The organism is Bordetella genomosp. 7 (assembly GCF_002261415.1).
Lineage (GTDB): Bacteria > Pseudomonadota > Gammaproteobacteria > Burkholderiales > Burkholderiaceae_B > Bordetella_A.
Genome location: NZ_NEVI01000019.1, coordinates 304,294 through 324,764 on the forward strand (window position 1 = coordinate 304,294; position 20,471 = coordinate 324,764).

Sequence of the window (20,471 nt, forward strand, 5' to 3'; positions counted from 1 at the left end):
ACACGGTCACGATTTAAACCACGTTAAACTTAACTCATTCAACGGCTTCGAGATCAGTTGCCACGAGTTCACCGCCTGGGGGGAGCTGGACGTGGAATCGAGTGACATCACCGCCGAAATTCGCATGGCCGTCCTCGGCGAATGGGTGCCTCCCCAGCTCGCCGACGTGCTCGCCCTGCAGCGTGCCGAAGAGCCGGAGACTCATGCCGTCCTGGCCGGATGGACAGATCCCGTTCGAGGCGCGGAGCTGCCGGGCGACGGCTTCGACTTCGCCTTGTCTGCGGTTGCCCGGCAGTGGCCTGGCTGGGTATGCGAGCCGCTGTGGCATGACACGCTGGCGGTCGCCGTGGCCAAGCGCTCCCACCTGCTGGCCTACCGTGAAGTGCCGTGCGAGGAAGTGCTCACGCAGCCCTTGATCTGCTCGCAGTCCACGGCCGATGAACCATGGCGCATGACCGTGCAGCGCGTGTTCGAGAACGCGCTGCAGGAGCGGGAGCAAACGGTGGAGACATTCGATGTGGCGATGACGCTGGTTGCCGCCGGGTACGGGATCGCCATTGCGCCTGCCGCGAGACTGGCGAGCTACCTACGCCGAGGCATCGCCGTGCGGCCGCTGGCCGGCGCACCAACGATCGTGATGGCTTACCTGCTGCGCCGCAACGCTTCCTTGTCGGACACCCAGGCAAGATTCGCCCGCCGCGCGCGCTTGGTGTCCTGACAGATACGCCGGGATCGCGGTTTCGCCACGATCCCGCATTCCTGCTGCTAGGCAACCACGACTCGCGGCAGGGTCCATTCGCTTTCCTTCACGGCTGTGCTCACGGCCATGACGAGCTTGTCGAGATTGCTGGCCGTCACGCCCTCCAGTGCCGAACGCCCCCGCAGCATCGAGCGCGGCTGCAGCAGTGCATGGTAGATCTGCCAAGGGTCCGCACCCTTGGTCAGCTTCAGGACGGACTGGATCAGCTCGTGCTTGAGTGGGTCGAGGTGCCAGTCCGGCACGCGCTGGCCGCGGTTGCCTACGTTCAACGCCAGCAAGTTGCCCGCCTTGATCTCGTAGCTGATCCACCTGCGGGATTTGCCTGCCATCTTGGCAAACGCAGCGACGGGAAGGTTGTGCGGCGCCTCGAAGACATCGAACAGTTCCATCCTCTCGCGCTGAATGTCCGAAGGCACCAGCGGCGCGGCCGATCGAGGGGGCGGAACCGCCGGCAGCCGATGTGCGGCGGCAGAAACCAACGGCATGGCGTCACCCGGCTTCGTCACCAGCAGGATTGGCGAAGCGGCAACCGGCGTGGAGGGCGCGCTTGCGGTTTGCTCACTCGGGAACGCGGGCACGCCTTCCAGATGCACGGTGAGCGGCATGCTGGCTGCCTCGACCTGGTTCTGCTCGAAGAGGTCGAGCCGATCGGCCCAGTCCTGCATCATGCGGCGACGCTGCTCCACGTACTCGGCATGGTTGTAGGTCGCGCTGACCTTGTTGGGATCGACATGCGAGAGCTGTGCATCCACCCAGACCTTCGGGTAGCCGATCTCGTTGAGCGCAGTGGACATCGTGCCGCGGATGCCGTGTCCGGTCAGGCGTTCCTGATAGCCCATGCGCTTGAGCGCACCATTGAGCGTGTTCTCGCTGATGCGCTTCTTCAAGTCGCTGTCGTGCCGGAACAGGTGGCGCTGGGCCGGCTTGAACTCATCCAGCAGGTGCCGGACGATCTCCATGGCCTGAATCGACAGCGGCACGATGTAGGGCGGGATGTCCTTTGGCTGCTGCCGCTTCTTGCGCATATCCAATTGGAGTTGCTTCACGACGTCGGGCGGGATGATCCACAGCCCACGGTCCAGATCGAATTGATCCGGCGTCGCCTGTCGCAGCTCTCCGGTTCGCACGCCGGTCAGCAGCAATAGCCGCAGCCCGAGCTGGGTCTGCCGCCTGCCGCGATAGCTGCGTAGCCGCTGCAACAGCTTCGGCAGTTCGGCCATGCGCAGGAACGGGTTGTGGTTGACGGGTGGCAGCGGCAGCGCCACCACATCGAGATCGGAGGCGGGGTTCTGTTCCAGGCCCGGCACGATCACCAGCGCGTAGCGGAACAGTTGGTTGAACCACGTCCTGACTTTCTCGGCGACGGAGAGCGCCTTGCGCTTCTCGATCTTGGCGATCACCTCCAAGAGGTCGGGACGCTTGATCTCATAGACCGACCGCTTGCCCAAGGCGGGCAGCACATCCTTGTCGAAGATGCGCGGAAGTATCGAGAGGGTCGTCTGCCGGCCTTCCTTGAGGCTGAGCCCGCGATGCTTGAGCCACTTGCGATACACCGCCTCGAAGGTGTTTTCGTCGGCGAGCCGGACAGCGGTGCGCTTCTGCTTGCGGTGAACGCGAGGATTGGTGCCTTTGGCCAGCAGGGCGCGCGCTTCGTCGCGCAGGCTGCGGGCCTCGCGAAGCGTCACCTCCGGGTAGGTGCCGAGCGACATCCGCTTCTGCTTGCCCGCCCAGTAGTAGCGGAAGTGCCAAGTCCTGCCCCCTGCAGCCGTGACGGCCAGGGAGAGGCCATCCAAGTCAGGGAGGGTGTATGCCTTGCCAGTTGCCTTGGCCTGTCGAACGGCCAGGTCTGAGAGTGCCATGCTCTTGCTCCTGAACATGAGTCAGGAACCAGATGCTGGTCACGTCGACCTCGCCCCTCCATCAACAATCCGGAATCAGCCGCGCCCACAAAAATGGACTTGTTTGTGGACTTAAAAGTCCCGGCTGTAGGCGGATCGCAGTGGACTACGGCAGACCGTCAAAGAGAGGAAAAGTCTTTGTGCGGCAACGACTTGCAGACTCTCTTGGACTTCTGCGGAAGTCCGCAGATTGATACAGTGGAGCGGGTGATGGGAATCGAACCCACGCTTGAGGCTTGGGAAGCCGCCGTTCTACCATTGAACTACACCCGCCCGGGTGTCGTACCGCGCGCGTACGCGGCAGAGAAGAAAGATTATATCCGGGTTTCCGGGGGCCGGCTTCAGGCATGGCCGCGTCGATGCTGCAGCGGCCATGGGCGCGCGCCGGCGTGGCGCAACGCCCCACGCCCACGATGCTCAGTTGGCCTTGATGTCGGCCGCCTTCACCACCTTGCCCCAGCGGTCATACTCTTGCTGGGTGTACTGGCCCAGCTTTGCCGGCCCCATGAATTCGGCCTCGGCGCCCTGCTCCGCGGCCTTGGCCTTGAACGCATCGGTCTTCATGATGCCTTCGATCGTGCCGGCCAGCTTGTCCACCACCGCCTGCGGCGTGCCGGCAGGCGCATACATGGCGAACCACGACGACACCAGCAGGTCGGGGTAGCCGGCTTCGGCTGCGGTAGGCACGTCGGGCAGCGAATCCAGGCGGTTGGGCCCGGTGACGGCCAGGGCGCGCAGCTTGCCCGCCTTGATGTGGGGAATCAGCGGAGGCGGCGTGGTAACCGTCATGTCGACAGCGCCGCCCAGCAGGTCGGTCAGCGCGGGCCCGGTGCCCTTGTACGGGATATGCTGGATCTGGATGCCGGCCATCTGCTTGAGCAGTTCGGTGGCGACGTGCTGCAGCGCGCCGTTGCCCGACGAGGCGTAGTTCAATTTGTCGGGATTGGCCTTGGCGTACTCCACCAGCTCTTTCAGCGAATTCACCGGCAGGCTGGGGCGCACCACGATCACCTGCGGCGCCGACAGGATATTGGCCACCGGCGCGAAATCCTTGATCGGATCCCAACCTTGCGGCGGCTGCACGTGCGGCGTGATGGCGTTGTAGCCCGAATACTGCAGCAGCAGCGTATAGCCGTCGGGCTTGGCCTTGGCGACGGCCTGCGAGGCGATCGCCCCCGACGCGCCCGGCTTGTTCTCGACGACCACGCTCTGCCCCAGCGCTTCGCCCAGCGGCTGGGCGATCAGGCGTGCGGACAGGTCGGTGGTGCCGCCCGGCGCCGCCGGAACGAGCAGCGTCACGGGGCGCTCGGGGTAGTCGGCCAGGGCAGTGAAGGGGGTGGCGATCGCGGCCACGGCAACGGCGGCGGCGCAGGCGCGCAGCGGCGCCAGAAAGGGGATACTCATCGAGGTCTCCTGGTGGGATTTGTTATGGGTTGCGGAACATTGCCTGGAACACCCGGGTCAGGCGGCCCCGAACCGCTCGGCCAGCCATGCGGGCGGCCGATGGGTTGCAAGCCGATGGCCGGCGGCCAGCAGCGGGGGATGGAATTCGCGCTGCACCAGGCGCGGCAACTTGCCGACGACATCCAGCAGCGGCTGCAGGGAAACGCCGGTTTGCACGCCCATGCACTCGAACATATGGACCAGCTCTTCGGTATTGACGTTGCCGCTTGCGCCGGGTGCGTAGGGGCAGCCGCCCAGCCCGCCCGCCGCGGCGTCAAAGCGCGTCACGCCCGTCTGCCAGGCGGCCACGGCGTTGGCCAGCGCCATGCCGCGCGTGTTGTGCAGGTGCACCGTAATGGGCATGCCGGGCAATGCGCGCGCGGTCTGTTCGCACAGCGCGGCTACCTGCGTCGGGTACGCCATGCCGGTGGTGTCGCACAGCGTCACGCCCGACGCGCCCGCCTCGGCCAACTGGCCGGCCAGGCGCAGCACGTCGTCGGTGGGCACGTCGCCATCGAACGGGCAGCCAAAGGCGGTAGACAGCGACACGTTGCATGGCACCCCGGCGCCTTGCGCGGCGTGCAGGATGTTGACCAGCTCGGCCAACGACTGGTCGCGCGTCATGCGCAGGTTGGCACGGTTATGCGTCTCGCTGGACGACATCACCAGGTTCAATTCATCGGTGCCTACCTCGAGCGCGCGCTCCAGGCCGCGAATATTCGGCACCAGCGCGGTGTAGATGACGCCCGGCTGGCGCTGGATCCGGCGCATGACGTCCTGCGCATCGGCCAGTGCGGGAATGGCTTTGGGCGACGTAAAGCTGGTGACTTCGATACGCGCAAACCCGCAGGCCGACAGCGCATCAACCAGCGCAACCTTGTCGTCGGTGGCGACAAAGGCCTTTTCTATCTGCAGGCCGTCACGCGGACCGACTTCGTTGATTGCTATGCGAGAAGGCCCGGTATTCATGCAATGACTCCACGCTGGCGCAATTGTTCGCGCTGCTCTTCAGTAAGCCCGGCCGACGCCAGCACGGCGTCGGTATGTTCGCCCAACGTAGGGGCGCGGTCGCGAACCTTGCCGGGGTTGCCCGACAGCACGGGAAACACGGCCGGCATTTCCACTCGCACCCCGGTGGCCCCCCGGATCTCGGCAATGGCGTTGCGCGCGCGGTAGTGCGGGTCGCGCGCAATATCGGCCACGTTGTAGATGCGGCCGCTCGGCACGCCGGCCTCGCGCATCGCGTCCAGCACGTCGTCAATGCTGCGGTCGGACGTCCATGCGGCGATCGCAGCGTCGATTTCTTCTACCCTGGCGGCCCGTCCGTCGTTGTGGGCCAAGGCGGGGTCGCGGCCCAGGTCTTCGCGGCCGATGCACGACATCAGCCGCTGGAAAATCGTGTCGCCATTGCCGGCGATAAGCACGTAGCCATCGTTGCAGCGATAGGCGTTGGACGGCGCGATGCCCGGCAGCGACGAGCCGGCCGGCTCGCGCACCACGCCGAATGCGGTGTATTCGGGCAGCAGGCTTTCGGTCAGGTTGAACAGGCTTTCATACAGGGCGGCGTCGATCACCTGCCCTTGGCCGCCGCGCGCATCGCGCTGGTACAGCGCCAGCAGCACGCCCAGCGCGCCATGCAGCCCGGCTATGGTGTCCCCCAGCGACAGGCCCGCGCGCACGGGCGCGCGACCCGGCTCGCCATTCAGGTAGCGCAGCCCCGCCATGGCCTCGCCGATGGCGGCGAAGCCCGGCTCGCGCGCCTTGGGCCCGGTCTGGCCATAGCCCGAAATGCGCAGCATGATCAGCCGCGGGTTCAATTCGTGCAGCACTTCCCAGGACAGCCCCCATTTCTCCATGGTGCCCGGGCGGAAGTTTTCGATAAGCACGTCGGCCTGGCTGGCCAGCAAGCGCACGATCTCCTGCCCTTCTTGCTGGCGCAGGTCTACGCACACCGACTGCTTGTTGCGCGACTGGGCTTCCCACCATACCGAAGTGCCCTGGTGCAGCAGGCGCCACTTGCGCAGCGGGTCGCCCTGCCCGGGCGGTTCGATTTTGACGACCTGCGCGCCAAAATCGGCCAGCGTCTTGGCCGCGAAAGGCCCGGCGATCAGTTGGCCCAGTTCCAGTACGCGTATGCCGGCGAGTATCTGCCCTGCCATTGCCGCTCCAGCGATTGTTAAGCACTTGATCCGGTAGTGTGCGCGAAATGGGCGTGCGCGCGAATGCTTAATGCGGGAAACGGGGGTTCCTGAAACGAGAAGGCCCCTAGCAGGCGGGCGCCGGATCGGGCCGCAAGTGCGTCAACAGCAGCCGGGCCGCGACGGTCAGCGCGTCGATATCGCGCACGCCCAGCAGCAGCCAGCGGCGCGCCCAGGAGTCAGTCAGCGGAATCAACCGGATGGCCATCGAGCGTGCGTGCGGCGCGGCCGCCAGGCGCGGCAACACGCCAACGCCCCCGGTGGCCACCACCATGCGGCACATGGCGTCAAAGCTGCGAACCTGGATGCGCAGCCGCATCGCCTTGTCCAGGCGGGCACACTCTTCGGTCAGGCGCGTGGCCAGCGACGTCGTCTGGGGCAGGCTGACATACGCATAGTCCAGCGTTTCGGCAAATGCCACCTGCGGCAGGTTGGCCAGGGGATGGCGCTGCGGGGTGATCAGCACCAGGTCGTCCGAGCGGTACGGCACCGTCACCAGCCCCTGGGCCGGCGTACGGTCGGCAAATACGCCTATATCGGCCCGGTTTTCGAGCACGGCCGTAACAATTTCGGTGCTGTTCAGTTCTTCCAGGTCTACGCGCACCGCGGGGTGTTCGTCCATGAAAGCCGCCAGATCTTCGGGCAAGAATTGCGTCAGTGCCGACGTATTGGCGGCGATGCGCACCTGGCCGCGCACGCCCTCGGCAAAGTCGGACAGGGTCACCGCCATCTGTTCGACCTCTTGCAGCACACGCTGGGCGTGAGCCAGGCAGGCCTGGCCGGCGTCGGTAAGCGCCACCCCGGCGGTATTGCGGTACAGCAGCGGCGTGCCCAGCACGGCTTCCAGGTCGGAAATACGTTTACTGGCAGCCCCCACGGCCAGGTGCGACTGCCGCGCGCCGGCCGAAATGCTGCCCGCCCGGGCCACCGCCACAAAGAGCGCCAGCGTTGTCAGGTCGAAGCGAGAAAAATTCATGCCGCCGATGCTACTCCACAACGCGCCCCGCAGCCGCTGCCGGCCCACTACAATCCAGGCTATGAACACGAGCACCCCCGAATCCCAGGGCGCCGGCGCCCCTGCCGCCTTGTCGGACGCCACCCAGGCGGCCCTGCGGCCTGCCGATCAGGCGCCCCACAGCCCCGGCGCCACCCACATCCGCAGTTTTGTCCACCGCCGCGGCCATATCACACAGAGCCAGCGCGAAGCGCTCGAAACCCTGCTGGATAAATGGTCCATCCCCTATGCCGACCGCCGGCTGGACCTGGCCGCCGCGTTTGGCCGCGAGGCCCCCACCATCCTGGAAATCGGTTTCGGCATGGGCGAAACCACGCAGAAGATCGCCCAAGCCCGGCCCGACGATAATTTCCTGGGAATCGAGGTCTTCAACGCCGGCGTAGGTTCGCTGTTGCGCCGCATCGAAGAATCGGGCCTGCAGAACCTGCGCATCGTGCAGCACGACGCCGTGGAAGTCGTGCGCGACATGATCGCCCCCGATACGCTGGCGGGCGTGCATATTTACTTTCCGGACCCCTGGCCCAAAAAGCGCCATCACAAGCGTCGCCTGATCCAGCCGCCGTTCGTGTCGCTGCTGGCCAGCCGCATCAAGCCGGGCGGCTACCTGCATTGCGCCACCGATTGGCAGGACTACGCCGTGCAAATGCTCGAAGTCCTGGGCGCCGAACCTTTGTTGCGCAATACGGTGGCCGATTACGCGCCCCGCCCCGAATACCGCCCCCAGACCAAGTTCGAAACGCGCGGCCTGCGCCTGGGGCATGGGGTCTGGGACCTGATCTTCCAAAGGACCGCCTGACGATCATGCTGTATCCCGCTATCGAGCCTTATCGCCACGGCATGCTGGACACCGGCGACGGACACCAGGTCTATTGGGAACTCTGCGGCAATCCGCAGGGCAAACCCGCCGTGTTCCTGCATGGCGGCCCCGGCAGCGGATGCTCGCCCGTGCATCGGCAATTGTTCGACCCGCAGCGCTACAACGTGCTGCTGTTCGACCAGCGCGGCTGCGGCCGCTCTACCCCGCACGCCAGCCTGGACAACAACACCACGTGGCATCTGGTGGCCGACATCGAGCGCCTGCGCACGGAAATCATGGGCGCCGAGCGTTGGCTGGTTTTTGGCGGTTCGTGGGGGTCGACGCTGGCATTGGCTTATGCGCAGACCCATCCCGGGCATGTCACCGAACTGGTGCTGCGAGGCATTTTCGCGCTGCGGCGCGCAGAGCTGCAGTGGTTTTACCAGGAAGGCGCCTCGTGGCTGTTTCCCGACCACTGGGAAGCCTATGTCGCCCCCATTCCGCCGCAAGAGCGCGGCGACATGATCGCCGCCTACCACAAGCGCCTGACTGGCGATGACCCGGCCGAACAACTGCGGGCGGCCAAGGCCTGGAGCAAATGGGAAGACAGCACCATCACGCTGCTGCCCAGCCCGCGTCATCAGCAGAGCCATGCCGCCGACCGCGCGGCGCTGGCATTCGCGCGCATCGAGAACCACTATTTCATGAACGGCGGCTTCATGGAAGACGGGCAGCTGATACGCGACGCCCACAAGTTGCACGGAATTCCCGGCACCATCGTGCAGGGCCGGTACGATGTCTGCACGCCCGCGCGCACTGCCTGGGACCTGCATCGCGCATGGCCGCAGGCCAAGTTCCACCTGGTGCCCGACGCCGGGCACGCCTTCGACGAACCCGGCACGCTGGCCCGTCTGATAGAGGCCACCGACGCCTACGCTGCACAGTAGAGAATCACCATGCACATCACGCTCAACGGACAAGCGAACGAATTTCCGCTGGACACCACCGTGGCCGAACTGCTCCAGACGCTTGGCTACGCGGGCAAGCGCGTCGCCGTCGAACGCAACGGCGAAATCGTGCCCAAAAGCCAGCACGCCGCCACGCGCCTGCGCGATGGCGATCAAGTCGAGATCGTCGTAGCCGTGGGCGGAGGCTGACGCCGCCCGCACAACACATTGTGAGATTTATCAACGGTGCGCTACCCCAGCCCCTTTCGGGCTTGCGCGCGCCGTTTCGCGTAGTACCCTGACGCCTGTATTTCTGGCCGGCATGCACAGCGCGTGGCGCACATGCCCGCCCCAGACAGGGAGTCAGCATGTCGCCCAAAGCCCTGACCGGAGCCCTCTCCGTCCGGCCTTTCGGATCGCTACTATTTCGCATGGCCGGCGCAGCCGGCCGCGCCACGGGATACGCCGCCAGCGTCCTTGCACGGCAATCGTGGGTTGAAGAACGCATCCTTTTCCTGCGCGCCTGGCGCAACAACCCCAAAGCCATCGGCGCCATCTGGCCTTCCGGCCCGCAGCTGGCCGCCGCCATCACGCACGGCATACACCCCGGCATGGGGCCATGCCTGGAACTCGGCGCGGGAACCGGCGCCTTTACCCGCGCACTGCTCGCGCGCGGCATGCATCCCGAACAGCTGACGCTGGTCGAAATGAACGAGCAGCTTGCCCGCCAACTGCGGCGCGAGTTTCCTTCGGCTTATGTGCACCAGGGCGATGCGGCCCGGCTGCAGGGCCAGCAACTGTTCGTCGACGGCCTGGCCGGCGCGGCGGTTTGCGGGCTGCCGCTATTGAACATGCCGGTCAAACAGCAAATCGGCATACTGCGCGGCGCGTTTACGCACATGCGGCCCGGCGCGGCCATGCACCTGTTCACCTACGGGCCGCGCTGCCCGGTATCGCGCCGCGTGCTCGACCGGCTGGGCCTGCGCGCGCGCCGCACCAGAACAGTGTTGGCCAATGTGCCCCCGGCGCACGTGTGGAAACTGACGCGTCGCCCAGTACATGCGGTACGCCGCTGATACGCGCGCAGGTTACATCTTGTCCATATTCCGGCTCGCACGCACCGCGCATTGGGACCATAATCGCTGGGCAAGCAATAAGTTCTGCCAACTTCTGCCTTTGCGTGCTTAACGTTTATTAACAATCACAAGGACATACTATGGGTCTGCTCAGCTTTATCAAAGATGTCGGCGAAAAACTGTTTGGCGCCAACGAAGCCCAGGCGGCCTCCGTTGACGAAATGCAGAAAGAACTCGCCAAGCATGGGTTGAATGCAGATGGCCTGGAAATCAAGGTCGACGGCGACAAGGTCACCGTATCGGGCGAGGCCGCATCCACCGAACAAGCCGAAAAAATCGCGCTGGCGCTAGGCAACACCGTGGGCGTGGCCCAGGTAGACAACCAGCTCACGGCCAAGGAAGCAACGCCCGAAGCACAGATGTACACGGTACAGAAAGGCGACAACCTCTGGAAGATCGCCGAAGCGCACTACGGCAAGGGCCAGGGCGCCAAGCACACGGTCATCTTCGAAGCCAACAAGCCGATGCTGACCCATCCCGACAAAATCTATCCGGGCCAGGTGCTGCGCATCCCGCCGCTGAACTGAACCGCACAAACCGGCAAACCCCGCAGCGTTTGCCGGTTTGTATCGGAGTGGGCCCTCCCCGTTCGCTCCGATCATCTTGGCCAGGCGCTTGCCTGGCCTTTTTTTTGCGGGACGCCGAAGCCGGCCGCCCTGCCCTTGAGGGAAAGCTGGTCAGCCGGTGTCTGACTCCGAAGGTGTCAGACACCCCCAGTCCCGCACATCCGCTCCAAAGGCGTCAGACACCCGCCAACGCACCCCGCCCGGTCAGCGGAATCCGCCGAAGCGCCCCAGGCCTTTCATGCCGCCCATGGCGCGCATCATCTTCGACATCCCGCCCTTTTTCATCTGCTTCATCATGCCCTGCATCTGTTCGAACTGGGCAAGCAGGCGGTTGACTTCCTGCACCGGCACTCCCGCGCCGGCCGCAATGCGGCGCTTGCGCGACGCCTTGATGAGCTCGGGCTTGGCGCGTTCGCCGGGTGTCATGGAATTCAGGATGCCCTCGGTGCGACGCAGCTGCTTTTCGGCCTGGCCGCCCTGCAGCTGGCCGGCGGCCTGCTGGAACTGCGCGGGCAGCTTTTCCAGCAAAGACCCCATGTCGCCCAGCTTCTTCACCTGGCCCAATTGCTCGCGGAAATCGTTCAGGTTGAACTTGTCGCCCGACTTCAGCTTGGTCGCCAGCTTCTGCGCTTCGGCGATATCGATGTTCTTCTGCGCCTGCTCGACCAACGACACAATGTCGCCCATGCCCAGCACGCGCTGGGCCATGCGGTCGGGATGAAAGGGTTCGAATCCATCGAGCTTTTCGGACACCCCCACGAACTTCAGGGGCTTGCCCGTTACATGCCGCACCGACAGCGCCGCGCCGCCGCGGGCATCGCCGTCGAGCTTGGTCAGCACCACGCCGGTCAGCGGCAGCGCCTCGGCAAAGGCGCGTGCGGTGTTTACCGCGTCCTGGCCCTGCATGGCGTCCACCACGAACAGGGTTTCCACCGGACGCACCAGGTCGTGCAGCGCGCGGATCTCGCGCATCATGGCTTCGTCGATGCCCAGGCGGCCCGCCGTATCCAGGATCAGCACGTCGTAATGATGCCGCCGCGCGTGTTCTACCGCATCGCGCGCGATGTCTTCGGGCTTCTGGCTGGGGTCCGACGGCAGGAAATCAATGCCTGCCTGCTGCGCCACCGTTTTCAGCTGTTCGATAGCAGCGGGACGGTAGACGTCGGCGCTGACCGTCAGCACTTTCTTCTTGCCGGTGTTGCGCCCATTCTGCACGTGCAGGCCCTGCGCCAGCCAGCGGCCCAGCTTGCCCGTGGTCGTGGTTTTGCCGGCGCCCTGCAGGCCGGCCATCAGGATGACGGCCGGCGGCTGCACCGCCAGCGACAATTCGCCCGCCGCCGCGCCCAGGTCGCCGCCCATGAGCGAGGTCAGTTCCCGGCTGACCACACCCACCAGGGCCTGGCCGGGGCTCAGGCTGCCCACCACCTCTTCGCCCAGGGCCTTTTCTTTTACCCGGGAGATAAAGTCGCGCACGACCGGCAAGGCCACATCGGCCTCGAGCAGCGCCATACGGACCTCGCGCAGCATTTCCTGCGTGTTGGCTTCGGTAAGGCGGGCTTCGCCGCGCAGTGTCTTGACGACACGCGACAGGCGTTGAGTAAGGTTATCGAGCATGAGAGGCGTTTCCGCTTACACTAGTTGATTGAACAGAGGCCCGGGCGGACGGCTTTTGCGCCCACCGGCGACGAGCGCCCCAGGGGCCCCATCCAGACAACGGTATTTATGTCATTAGGCATTGTATTTCACGCCGTGGCCGCGCTGGCATACGCCGTACTCGTTGCGGGGTTGTGGCGCCGCCTGCAAGGGGCGGGCAGCATCGAGAAAACCGGCCGCATCGCGCGCGCGTTCCTGCTGCTCGCGCTGGTAATCCATGGCGCGGGGCTGCAGTACGCCATGCTGAGCGGTTCCGGGTTGTTTGTCGGGTGGGCGCTGGCCCTGTCGGCCACGGTCTGGCTGGGGCTGGTGGTATTCTGGCTCGAAAGCCTGCTGGTGCGCATCGACGGCCTGCAACTGCTGCTGTTGCCGGCCGCGGCCGTCGTATGCGCCATGGCGGCGTTGTTCCCGCAGGGCCAACTGGTTCCGCACGCCGACAGCGGCTGGCTGCGCCTGCACTTGCTGATCGCCCTGGCCGCCTACGCCCTGATCACTGTTGCCGCCCTGCATGCCCTGCTCATGGCCCTGCTCGACCGCCATCTGCACCGGCCGCTGGACGCACCCGCCGAACGCAGCATCGTCGGCCGCATCCTGGATGCCCAGCCGCCCCTGCTGGTGCAAGAACAGCTGCTGTTCCGGGTGATCTGGATCGGTTTCGCCGTACTGACGGCCGCGGTGGCCTCGGGCTCGATCGCGTCCATGCAGCTTACCGGCAAGGTGCTGCCGTTCGATCACAAAACCGTTTTCACCTTGCTGTCATGGCTGACCTTCGGCGTATTGCTGCTCGGGCGCCATATCCGGGGGTGGCGCGGGCGCGTGGCGCTGCGCTGGACGCTGACGGGCTTCGCTTTCCTGATCCTGGCCTATACCGGCAGCCGGTTCGTACTCGAAGTCATACTGCATCGGAGCTGACGTGGGTAAGTTGTTACTTTGGGTCATCATCATCCTGGCGGTCATGATGATCGCCCGCATTGTGTCGTCCCGCGCAGCCAGCCGGCGCGAATCCAGCGGCGCCGGCACGCCAGCGCGACGGCCCGGCGAAGAGCCTGTCGAATCCATGGTGCGCTGCGCCCATTGCGGCATTCACCTGCCGCGTTCCGAAGCCGTGCTGCTCGACGGCAAGACCTGGTGCAGCAGCGACCACGCCCGTCTGGGCCAACGCTAGGCGCCCCGGCCGGGTCGGCCAAGGCAGGCATAATGGGGGCAACGCTTACCCCACGAGATGAGCCGTACCCATGTATTTTCAGCTCGATCGACACGGGTGGCTGGCGCCCGCGCCGGGCGTGCGCCTGATGCCATCGCCGAATTGCGACGCCCGCCCCCCCGGCATGCCGGTTTCGCTCCTGGTCATTCACAACATCAGCCTGCCGCCCGGACAGTTCGGCGGCCCGCACGTTGCCAACCTGTTCCTGAACCGCCTGGACTACGGCGCCCACCCCTGGCTCGAACGCCTGCGCGGCCTGCGCGTATCGGCGCACTTTTTCATTGATCGCCAGGGCAATATCACGCAGTTCGTCTCTACCGATGCGCGGGCCTGGCACGCCGGCGTGTCGCGCCTGGACGGGCGCGAGCGCTGCAATGATTTTTCGCTGGGCATCGAGCTCGAAGGCACCGACACGCAGCCCTACACCGACGCGCAATACGCCACGCTGGCGAAATTGGCGCGACTGCTGCGCACGCGCTATCCTTTGCGAGCGGTTCGCGGCCACGAGCATATCGCCCCCGGCCGAAAAACCGATCCCGGCCCCGCTTTCAACTGGCCACGCTTTGGCCGGCTGGCCAGCTTCGCGCGCCGCCAGCTGCCGCCACGCTAATCAAGGAACCAACATGCTCAAGATCTGGGGACGCCCGAATTCGGTCAACGTACAGAAGGTGCTCTGGACTGTCCGCGAACTGGCGCTGCCTCATACCACCGAGCACGTGGGCGGGCAGTTCGGCGGGCTCGACACACCCGAATACGGCAACATGAATCCCAACCGCAAAGTGCCCGTCATCGACGATGGCGGCCTGGTGTTATGGGAATCCAATGCCATCGTGCGCTACCTGGCCGCCCGATACAACGAGGGCGGGCTATGGCCCGCCGATGTGGCGGTGCGCGCTCAGGCCGATCGCTGGATGGACTGGACGGCCACCGAATGGCAGGTCGCCATGGTGCCGGCCTTTGTCGGCCTGTGCCGCACTCCCGAACCGCAACGCGATGCGGCCGCCATTGCCGAATCAATCCACAGAACCAACCAGCTGGGCCAGATGCTCGATGCCGCGCTGCAAGGTTGCGAATACATAGCCGGCAGCCATTTCACCATGGGCGACATCGTCCTGGGCTGCGTGGCCCACCGCTGGCTGGGCATGCCCATCGAACGCCCTGCCACGCCGGCCCTGTCGGCCTGGTATCGCCGCCTGATGATGCGCCCGGCGCCGCAAGGCGTGCTGACACTGCCGTTGTCGTGATTCGCGCGGGCGTCCTAGCCCAGCCGCCCCAGCAAGGCAATCAGCTGCGCGCGCTCGGCGGCGCCCAGCCGGGCGCTGATACGCGTATCGTGGGCGCGCACTGCCCGGGTTATTTCCACATGCGCGCGCTTGCCGGCCGGCGTGGCCACCAGTGAATACGCGCGGCGGTCGCCGGCGGCATCTTCCCGACTCACATATCCCAGGGCCTGCAGCTGATCCACCAGCTGCACCGCGCCCGACCGGGCGATGCCCAGGATGCGAGCCAGCTCGGTCAGTTTCAGGCGCGGGTTCGCGGCAATCAGCGTCAGTGCAGAAAATCGCTGCGGCGTAATGTCCCAAGGCGCCAGCGCGGCCAAGAAATCTTCGTAGATAAGAATCTGCGCCCGCCGTATGGCGTAGCCCACCAGCTCATCCAGCACGCCATATTCCACGCCGGGCACGTGCGGGTCGAAGTGCTCGCCGCGGGCCAGGGGCCGGCGCGGCCTGAACGATGAAGCTGGTGGCATGGCAAAACAATCGCTGAAAAGGGAACTACACACTACCCCAGACTTCCCGAGCGCGCTACGGCTCGGGTTAGTCCCAGTGTGCGTCCACCGACGCATTTGTTATGGTGCATAACAATAAAAAAATGCCTGGAGAGAGACCATGCAGATCACCATCGCCGGTGCGGGCATCGGCGGGCTGGCGCTCGCGCTGATGCTGCACCAGCGCGGCGTCGATTGCCGCGTCTACGAAAGCGCGCAGGTGCTGCGCCCCCTGGGAGTCGGCATCAACCTGCTGCCTCATGCGGTCAACGAACTTGAACAACTGGGGTTGCTCGACCCGTTGTCCGAACGGGCGATTGCCACGTCGTCGCTGCACTACTACAACAAACTCGGCCAACCCATCTGGCGCGAGCCCCGTGGCCTGCAGGCCGGCTATCCACTGCCGCAATTTTCGATTCACCGCGGCGAATTCCAGATGCTGCTGGCCGACACCGTACGCGCGCGGCTCGGGCCGGATGCCATCGTCACCGGCATGGCCCTGGAAAGCGCCAGCCAGGACGGCGACCGCGCCTGCGCCACGTTCCGCAGCCGCGCCGACGGCTCTGTGCATACCGTCCAGGCAGACGCGGTGGTCGGCGCCGATGGCATCCATTCCGCCTTGCGTCGCCAGTTCTACCCCACTGGCGACGAGCCCCGTTTTTCCGGGCGCATGCTGTGGCGCGCGGTTACCGAAGCAGACCCGTACCTGGACGGCCGCACCATGTTCATGGCCGGCCACCAGGACCAGAAATTTGTTTGTTATCCGATTTCGGAACCCCTGCGGCGCGACGGCAGGTCGCTGATCAATTGGATTGCCGAACTGGCGATTCCCGACGCCACGCTGCCCGCCACCGACTGGAACCGCAGCGTCGACAAGTCGGTGTTCGCCGACCGGTTCGCCGACTGGCGCTGGGACTGGATCGACATTCCGGCCATCATCGATGGCGCGCAGGCCATCTACGAGTTTCCGCTGGTCGACCGCGACCCGCTGCCGCGCTGGACGCGCGGCCGCCTGACCTTGCTGGGCGATGCCGCCCATCCCATGTATCCCATCGGGTCGAACGGATCCGCGCAAGCCATTCTGGATGCCCGGTGCCTGGCCGACTCGCTTGCGCAGGTCCGGCGCGGCCAGCTGCGCGCACTGGAAACCGCCCTGCTCGAGTACGAGGCCGAACGCCTGCCGCGCACGGCCGGCATCGTGCTGCGCAATCGCCTCAATGGCCCCGAGCAGGTCATGCAAATGGCCGAAGAACGCGCGCCGCAAGGCTTCCAGAACATCAACGACATCATCTCCAACGACGAACTGCAGGCCGTCTCGCTGCGCTACAAGCAGCTGGCCGGGTTCGACCCCGCGGCACTGCGCCGCCAAACCGGAGCCCAACCATGACCGAGATCACGCATCCCGCCCCGCCCGGGCTCGAGCACATTGCAACGCTGCACGTACAGGTCGGCCCGCCGCAAGAAGTCGGCGACACGCCCCAGGGGCGCCGGCGCATCATTCCCATCCTGGGCGGGCAGGCGTACGGCAAGCTGGCCGGGCGCATCCTGCCGGGCGGCGCAGACTTCCAGGCCATACGCTCGGCCACATACACCGACATCCACGCGCGCTACATCATCGAAACCGCCGAAGGCCACCGCGTCTACGTAGAAAACACCGGCATCCGCACCGGCAACGCCGATGACATCGCCCGGCTCGCCCGGGGCGAAGCCGTCGATCCGGCGCGCCTGTACTTCCGCACCTACCCGCGCTTTGAAACCGCTGCGCCGGGCCTGGCCTGGCTCAACGAACATCTGTTCGTGGGCACCGGCGCCCGTTACCCCGACCGTGTCGAGCTGGCGTTCTATCGCGTCTGCTGACCCTTTCCCCACCTAGCTGAAACGCCCAGCCGCAGGCCATGTACCCGCGGCATTCTTCCAGGAGACACACCATGCAACTGCGATTGCGCCGCCTGTTCGCCGCCGCCCTGTTCTGCCTGCCCGCGGCCGGCCTTGCACAGTATCCCGATGCCCCCATCCGCCTGAACGTGGGCTTTCCTCCCGGAACAGGCCCTGACATCGTGGCGCGCACCCTGTCTCAGCAACTGGGCGAGCGCCTCAAGCAAAGCGTCGTGGTCGAGAACCGCGCCGGCGCGGGCGGGCAGATCGCGGCGCAGGCCGTCGCGCGCAGCCCGGCCGATGGCTATACCCTGTTGCTGGGCGAAGTCGGCTCAATCAGTATTTCGCCCGCCACCTACAGCAATCTGAACTACAACCCCACCAAAGACTTCGCGCCGATCTCGGAAGTGGTGCGCGTGGACTTCGTGCTGGTGGTGCCCGCCAATTCGCCCTACAAAGACCTGCAGGCCTTCATCGCCGCCGGCAAGCAAGCGAATGACCGCATCAACTTCGGCACCTTCGGCGCAGGCACGCCCGGCCACTTCGGAGCCGAACTGTTCGCGCGCGAAGCGGGCGTAAAGATCGAACCGGTGCACTACCGCAACACGGGCGATGCGGTGTCGGCCCTGGTATCCGGCGGCGTACAGGCCGCGTTCGTCACCACCGCGCTCGCGGCCCCGCAGGTCAAGGGCGGCAAAATGCGCGCACTGGCCGTCACCGGAAGCGAACCTTCGGCAACCATGCCCGACGTGCCCACCTTCAAGCAAGCGGGTTACGGCAAAGTGGATTTCGGCGCCTGGTTCGCGCTGTTCGCCCCGGCCGGCACGCCAGACGCCGTGCTGAACCTTCTGCAAACCGAAAGCGCCGCCGGCCTGCGCGCCCCCGAAGCCGCCCGCACCCTGCAAGGCGCCGGCTTCACCATCGTCGGCTCCTCGCGCCAGGACTTGCAACGCCTGCTCGACAGCGAAGCAAAACGCTGGTCCGACATCGTCAAAGCCACCGGCTTCAAAGCCGACTGACCCAACTCCGCCCCCTCGCGCGAGCAACATTCAGAAGACGCAAAAAAGGTGTCTGACACCAAAGGGTGTCAGACACCAAACAACCCCACACAGACAACCAATCCCTCCACAAAAAGGTGTCTGACTCCGAAGGTGTCAGACACCCCACAACCCCACACAGCCAACCAATCTCCCCACAGAAGGTGTCTGACACCAAAAGGTGTCAGACACCCTCCGCAAGCAATCAAGCCTTCAACAGCAACGCATTCATGCGCTTCACAAATGCCGCCGGATCGGCAATCTGCGCGCCTTCGGCCAGCAGCGCCTGATCCAGCAGCAGCCGCGCCCACTGTTCGAAATCGGCATCATCCGCATCGCGGATCTTCGTCACCAACGCGTGTTCCGGGTTGATCTCCAGCACCGGCTTCACGTCCGGCGCCTGCTGGCCGGCGGCTTTCAACATACGCAGCAGATGCGGGCTCAGTTCATTCTGGCCCACCACCACGCAAGCCGGCGAATCCACCAGGCGCAGCGTCACGCGCACTTCCTTCACCTGGTCTTGCAGCGACTTCTGCAGCCGCTCCACCAGCGGCTTGAACGTCTCGGCCACCTCGGTCTGGCGCTTCTTCTCGTCCTCGTCCGCCAGCGCCTCCAGGTCCAGCCCGCCCTTGGCCACCGACACCAGCGACTTGCCATCGAACTCGCGCAGGTACGAAAGCATCCATTCGTCCACGCGATCCGACAACAGCAGAACCTCGATCCCCTTCTTGCGGAAGATCTCCAGATGCGGGCTGTTGCTGGCCGCGGTAAAGCTGTCGGCCGACACGTAGTAAATCTTGTCCTGCCCTTCCTTCATGCGCGACACATAATCAGCCAGCGAAACCGTCTGCGCGGCATCGCCCGTGTGCGTCGACGCAAAGCGCAGCAGCTTCGCGATGCGTTCCTGGTTGGACGGGTCCTCGCCCGTGCCTTCCTTCAGCACCTGGCCAAACTCCGTCCAGAAAGCGGCGTAATCTTCAGGCTTGTTCTCGGCCAGGTCTTCCAGCAGCGACAGCACCCGCTTGGCAGACCCTTCGCGTATCGCGCGCACATCGCGGCTTTCCTGCAGAATCTCGCGCGACACATTAAGCGGCAGGTCGGCCGAATCAATCACCCCGCGCACAAACCGCAGGTACGACGGCAGCAGCTGCTCGGCATCGTCCATGATGAACACGCGCTTGACGTACAGCTTCACGCCGCGGCGGGCGTCGCGGTCCCACAGGTCAAACGGCGCGTGCTTGGGCACATACAGCAACTGCGTATATTCCGTGCGGCCTTCCACGCGGTTGTGCGTCCAGGCCAGCGGGTCATCATAGTCGTGCGAAATCGTCTTGTAGAACTCGCGATACTGCTCCTCGGTGATATCGCCCTTGCTGCGCGACCACAACGCATTGGCCTTGTTCACCGTTTCCAGCTCGTCGCGCCTGACCTGCTCGCCCTTGTCGGCATCCCACTCTTCCTTGGCCATCTGGATGGGCAGCGAAATGTGGTCGGAATAGCGCCGCAGAATCTCGCGCAGTTTCCAGCCATTGAGCAGTTCGTCCTCGTCGGCGCGCAGATGCAGCGTAACGTCCGTGCCCCGCGTTTCTTTCTCGGCGGCCGCAATGCTGAACTCGCCCTGGCCGTCGGACTCCCAGCGAATGGCTTCCGACGAGCCCGCCCGCCGGCTCAGCACCGTTACCTTGTCGGCCACGATAAACGCAGAATAAAAACCCACGCCGAACTGGCCGATAAGCTGGGCGTCTTTCTGCTTGTCGCCCGTCAGCTGCGAAAAGAACTCGCGCGTGCCGGAACGGGCAATGGTGCCCAGATTGGCGATGGCCTCGTCGCGCGACAAGCCGATTCCATTATCCGAAATGGTGATGGTACGGGCGCTCTTGTCGTAGTCCACCCGGATGGCCAGCTCGCCATCGCCTTGCAGCAGGTCGGGCTGATCAATCGCTTCAAACCGCAGCTTGTCGCAGGCGTCCGACGCATTGGACACCAGCTCGCGCAGGAAGATCTCTTTATTGCTGTACAGCGAGTGGATCATCAGGTGCAGCAGCTGCTTCACCTCGGCCTGAAAGCCCATGGTCTCGGGCGTAGAGGGCGTCGTGGTCTCAGTCATAGTGGCATTTATGGTTTAAAAAACGGGACGGAACCCTGCGGCGCTGCCGCGGGCCCGCAACCTCGTGG

At 65.2% G+C, this 20,471-nt stretch carries 21 protein-coding genes and 1 tRNA gene; 13 read left to right on the forward strand and 9 right to left on the reverse strand.

Going from position 1 to position 20,471, the window contains the following annotated elements:
- Positions 1 to 91 precede the first annotated feature (91 nt).
- Positions 92 to 718, forward strand: coding sequence for a substrate-binding domain-containing protein (locus CAL18_RS15835; RefSeq protein ID WP_094818276.1), 627 nt, complete (start codon positions 92 to 94; stop codon positions 716 to 718).
- 47 nt (positions 719 to 765) lie between these two features.
- Here CAL18_RS15835 and CAL18_RS15840 read toward each other — a convergent pair whose 3' ends face one another.
- The 6 genes from CAL18_RS15840 to CAL18_RS15865 form a co-directional block, all read right to left on the reverse strand.
- Complete coding sequence (locus CAL18_RS15840) at positions 766 to 2,619, reverse strand: tyrosine-type recombinase/integrase (protein WP_094818277.1); 1,854 nt, start codon at positions 2,617 to 2,619, stop codon at positions 766 to 768.
- A 238-nt stretch (positions 2,620 to 2,857) separates the two neighbouring features.
- Positions 2,858 to 2,931, reverse strand: a tRNA-Gly gene (locus tag CAL18_RS15845).
- Positions 2,932 to 3,075: 144 nt separating this feature from the next.
- Positions 3,076 to 4,062 carry a Bug family tripartite tricarboxylate transporter substrate binding protein gene (locus CAL18_RS15850; protein WP_094818278.1) on the reverse strand — a complete coding sequence of 329 codons (987 nt, stop codon included), beginning with the start codon at positions 4,060 to 4,062 and terminating at the stop codon, positions 3,076 to 3,078.
- 57 nt (positions 4,063 to 4,119) lie between these two features.
- Complete coding sequence (locus tag CAL18_RS15855; protein WP_094797326.1) at positions 4,120 to 5,070, reverse strand: hydroxymethylglutaryl-CoA lyase; 951 nt, start codon at positions 5,068 to 5,070, stop codon at positions 4,120 to 4,122.
- Entirely contained in the window at positions 5,067 to 6,260 is a 1,194-nt protein-coding gene (locus tag CAL18_RS15860; RefSeq protein ID WP_094818279.1) for a CaiB/BaiF CoA transferase family protein, read from the reverse strand. The genes CAL18_RS15855 and CAL18_RS15860 overlap by 4 nt, the downstream gene beginning before the upstream one ends.
- Positions 6,261 to 6,366: 106 nt before the next feature.
- Positions 6,367 to 7,275 (reverse strand): LysR substrate-binding domain-containing protein, encoded by a 909-nt coding sequence (locus tag CAL18_RS15865; protein ID WP_026638996.1) that lies wholly within the window; start codon positions 7,273 to 7,275, stop codon positions 6,367 to 6,369.
- 61 nt (positions 7,276 to 7,336) lie between these two features.
- Here CAL18_RS15865 and trmB point away from each other — a divergent pair, with 61 nt between their 5' ends.
- The 5 genes from trmB to lysM all read left to right on the forward strand — a co-directional run bounded on the left by trmB (position 7,337) and on the right by lysM (position 10,720).
- On the forward strand, positions 7,337 to 8,110 hold the full coding sequence (gene trmB / locus CAL18_RS15870) for a tRNA (guanosine(46)-N7)-methyltransferase TrmB (protein WP_094797328.1): 774 nt from the start codon (positions 7,337 to 7,339) through the stop codon (positions 8,108 to 8,110).
- 5 nt (positions 8,111 to 8,115) lie between these two features.
- Positions 8,116 to 9,057, forward strand: coding sequence for a prolyl aminopeptidase (pip, locus tag CAL18_RS15875; RefSeq protein ID WP_094797329.1), 942 nt, complete (start codon positions 8,116 to 8,118; stop codon positions 9,055 to 9,057).
- Positions 9,058 to 9,066: 9 nt separating this feature from the next.
- Entirely contained in the window at positions 9,067 to 9,267 is a 201-nt protein-coding gene (gene thiS, locus CAL18_RS15880) for a sulfur carrier protein ThiS (RefSeq protein WP_026638993.1), read from the forward strand.
- A 221-nt stretch (positions 9,268 to 9,488) separates the two neighbouring features.
- Complete coding sequence (locus CAL18_RS15885) at positions 9,489 to 10,133, forward strand: class I SAM-dependent methyltransferase (protein ID WP_141214394.1); 645 nt, start codon at positions 9,489 to 9,491, stop codon at positions 10,131 to 10,133.
- 140 nt (positions 10,134 to 10,273) lie between these two features.
- Positions 10,274 to 10,720, forward strand: a complete 447-nt coding sequence (lysM, locus tag CAL18_RS15890; protein ID WP_026638991.1) for a peptidoglycan-binding protein LysM — start codon at positions 10,274 to 10,276, stop codon at positions 10,718 to 10,720.
- 243 nt (positions 10,721 to 10,963) lie between these two features.
- Here the strand turns inward: lysM and ffh are convergent, their stop codons facing one another.
- Entirely contained in the window at positions 10,964 to 12,373 is a 1,410-nt protein-coding gene (gene ffh / locus CAL18_RS15895; protein WP_026638990.1) for a signal recognition particle protein, read from the reverse strand.
- Between the two features lie 108 nt (positions 12,374 to 12,481).
- Between ffh and CAL18_RS15900 the strand changes: the two genes are divergently transcribed.
- The 4 genes from CAL18_RS15900 (at position 12,482) to CAL18_RS15915 (ending at position 14,860) form a co-directional block, all read left to right on the forward strand.
- The gene (locus CAL18_RS15900) at positions 12,482 to 13,324 is read left to right on the forward strand and encodes a cytochrome C assembly family protein (RefSeq protein WP_026638989.1); all 843 of its coding nucleotides are present in this window, start codon (positions 12,482 to 12,484) and stop codon (positions 13,322 to 13,324) included.
- A 1-nt stretch (position 13,325) separates the two neighbouring features.
- Positions 13,326 to 13,577, forward strand: coding sequence for a PP0621 family protein (locus CAL18_RS15905; RefSeq protein WP_094818280.1), 252 nt, complete (start codon positions 13,326 to 13,328; stop codon positions 13,575 to 13,577).
- Positions 13,578 to 13,647: 70 nt separating this feature from the next.
- The gene (ampD, locus tag CAL18_RS15910) at positions 13,648 to 14,226 is read left to right on the forward strand and encodes a 1,6-anhydro-N-acetylmuramyl-L-alanine amidase AmpD (RefSeq protein ID WP_094818281.1); all 579 of its coding nucleotides are present in this window, start codon (positions 13,648 to 13,650) and stop codon (positions 14,224 to 14,226) included.
- A gap of 13 nt (positions 14,227 to 14,239) precedes the next feature.
- On the forward strand, positions 14,240 to 14,860 hold the full coding sequence (locus tag CAL18_RS15915; protein ID WP_094818282.1) for a glutathione S-transferase family protein: 621 nt from the start codon (positions 14,240 to 14,242) through the stop codon (positions 14,858 to 14,860).
- A gap of 14 nt (positions 14,861 to 14,874) precedes the next feature.
- Here CAL18_RS15915 and CAL18_RS15920 read toward each other — a convergent pair whose 3' ends face one another.
- On the reverse strand, positions 14,875 to 15,366 hold the full coding sequence (locus tag CAL18_RS15920) for a MarR family winged helix-turn-helix transcriptional regulator (RefSeq protein WP_026638985.1): 492 nt from the start codon (positions 15,364 to 15,366) through the stop codon (positions 14,875 to 14,877).
- 139 nt (positions 15,367 to 15,505) lie between these two features.
- Between CAL18_RS15920 and CAL18_RS15925 the strand changes: the two genes are divergently transcribed.
- The 3 genes from CAL18_RS15925 to CAL18_RS15935 all read left to right on the forward strand — a co-directional run bounded on the left by CAL18_RS15925 (position 15,506) and on the right by CAL18_RS15935 (position 18,278).
- The gene (locus tag CAL18_RS15925) at positions 15,506 to 16,771 is read left to right on the forward strand and encodes a flavin-dependent oxidoreductase (RefSeq protein WP_094818283.1); all 1,266 of its coding nucleotides are present in this window, start codon (positions 15,506 to 15,508) and stop codon (positions 16,769 to 16,771) included.
- The gene (locus CAL18_RS15930) at positions 16,768 to 17,241 is read left to right on the forward strand and encodes a DUF3237 domain-containing protein (RefSeq protein ID WP_094818284.1); all 474 of its coding nucleotides are present in this window, start codon (positions 16,768 to 16,770) and stop codon (positions 17,239 to 17,241) included. The genes CAL18_RS15925 and CAL18_RS15930 overlap by 4 nt, the downstream gene beginning before the upstream one ends.
- A gap of 71 nt (positions 17,242 to 17,312) precedes the next feature.
- The gene (locus CAL18_RS15935; RefSeq protein ID WP_094818285.1) at positions 17,313 to 18,278 is read left to right on the forward strand and encodes a Bug family tripartite tricarboxylate transporter substrate binding protein; all 966 of its coding nucleotides are present in this window, start codon (positions 17,313 to 17,315) and stop codon (positions 18,276 to 18,278) included.
- 223 nt (positions 18,279 to 18,501) lie between these two features.
- On the opposite strand, the gene htpG is transcribed toward CAL18_RS15935, so the two are convergent.
- Positions 18,502 to 20,403, reverse strand: a complete 1,902-nt coding sequence (gene htpG, locus CAL18_RS15940) for a molecular chaperone HtpG (RefSeq protein ID WP_094818286.1) — start codon at positions 20,401 to 20,403, stop codon at positions 18,502 to 18,504.
- Positions 20,404 to 20,471: the final 68 nt, after the last annotated feature.

Bases quoted from the DNA above. Each gene is read 5' to 3' on its own strand.
- CAL18_RS15840 (WP_094818277.1), bottom strand. From the start codon at position 2,619: ATGGCACTCTCAGACCTGGCCGTTCGACAGGCCAAGGCAACTGGCAAG.
- CAL18_RS15850 (WP_094818278.1), bottom strand. From the start codon at position 4,062: ATGAGTATCCCCTTTCTGGCGCCGCTGCGCGCCTGCGCCGCCGCCGTT.
- CAL18_RS15855 (WP_094797326.1), bottom strand. From the start codon at position 5,070: ATGAATACCGGGCCTTCTCGCATAGCAATCAACGAAGTCGGTCCGCGT.
- CAL18_RS15860 (WP_094818279.1), bottom strand. From the start codon at position 6,260: ATGGCAGGGCAGATACTCGCCGGCATACGCGTACTGGAACTGGGCCAA.
- CAL18_RS15865 (WP_026638996.1), bottom strand. From the start codon at position 7,275: ATGAATTTTTCTCGCTTCGACCTGACAACGCTGGCGCTCTTTGTGGCG.
- trmB (WP_094797328.1), top strand. From the start codon at position 7,337: ATGAACACGAGCACCCCCGAATCCCAGGGCGCCGGCGCCCCTGCCGCC.
- pip (WP_094797329.1), top strand. From the start codon at position 8,116: ATGCTGTATCCCGCTATCGAGCCTTATCGCCACGGCATGCTGGACACC.
- thiS (WP_026638993.1), top strand. From the start codon at position 9,067: ATGCACATCACGCTCAACGGACAAGCGAACGAATTTCCGCTGGACACC.
- CAL18_RS15885 (WP_141214394.1), top strand. From the start codon at position 9,489: ATGGCCGGCGCAGCCGGCCGCGCCACGGGATACGCCGCCAGCGTCCTT.
- lysM (WP_026638991.1), top strand. From the start codon at position 10,274: ATGGGTCTGCTCAGCTTTATCAAAGATGTCGGCGAAAAACTGTTTGGC.
- ffh (WP_026638990.1), bottom strand. From the start codon at position 12,373: ATGCTCGATAACCTTACTCAACGCCTGTCGCGTGTCGTCAAGACACTG.
- CAL18_RS15900 (WP_026638989.1), top strand. From the start codon at position 12,482: ATGTCATTAGGCATTGTATTTCACGCCGTGGCCGCGCTGGCATACGCC.
- ampD (WP_094818281.1), top strand. From the start codon at position 13,648: ATGTATTTTCAGCTCGATCGACACGGGTGGCTGGCGCCCGCGCCGGGC.
- CAL18_RS15915 (WP_094818282.1), top strand. From the start codon at position 14,240: ATGCTCAAGATCTGGGGACGCCCGAATTCGGTCAACGTACAGAAGGTG.
- CAL18_RS15920 (WP_026638985.1), bottom strand. From the start codon at position 15,366: ATGCCACCAGCTTCATCGTTCAGGCCGCGCCGGCCCCTGGCCCGCGGC.
- CAL18_RS15925 (WP_094818283.1), top strand. From the start codon at position 15,506: ATGCAGATCACCATCGCCGGTGCGGGCATCGGCGGGCTGGCGCTCGCG.
- CAL18_RS15930 (WP_094818284.1), top strand. From the start codon at position 16,768: ATGACCGAGATCACGCATCCCGCCCCGCCCGGGCTCGAGCACATTGCA.
- CAL18_RS15935 (WP_094818285.1), top strand. From the start codon at position 17,313: ATGCAACTGCGATTGCGCCGCCTGTTCGCCGCCGCCCTGTTCTGCCTG.
- htpG (WP_094818286.1), bottom strand. From the start codon at position 20,403: ATGACTGAGACCACGACGCCCTCTACGCCCGAGACCATGGGCTTTCAG.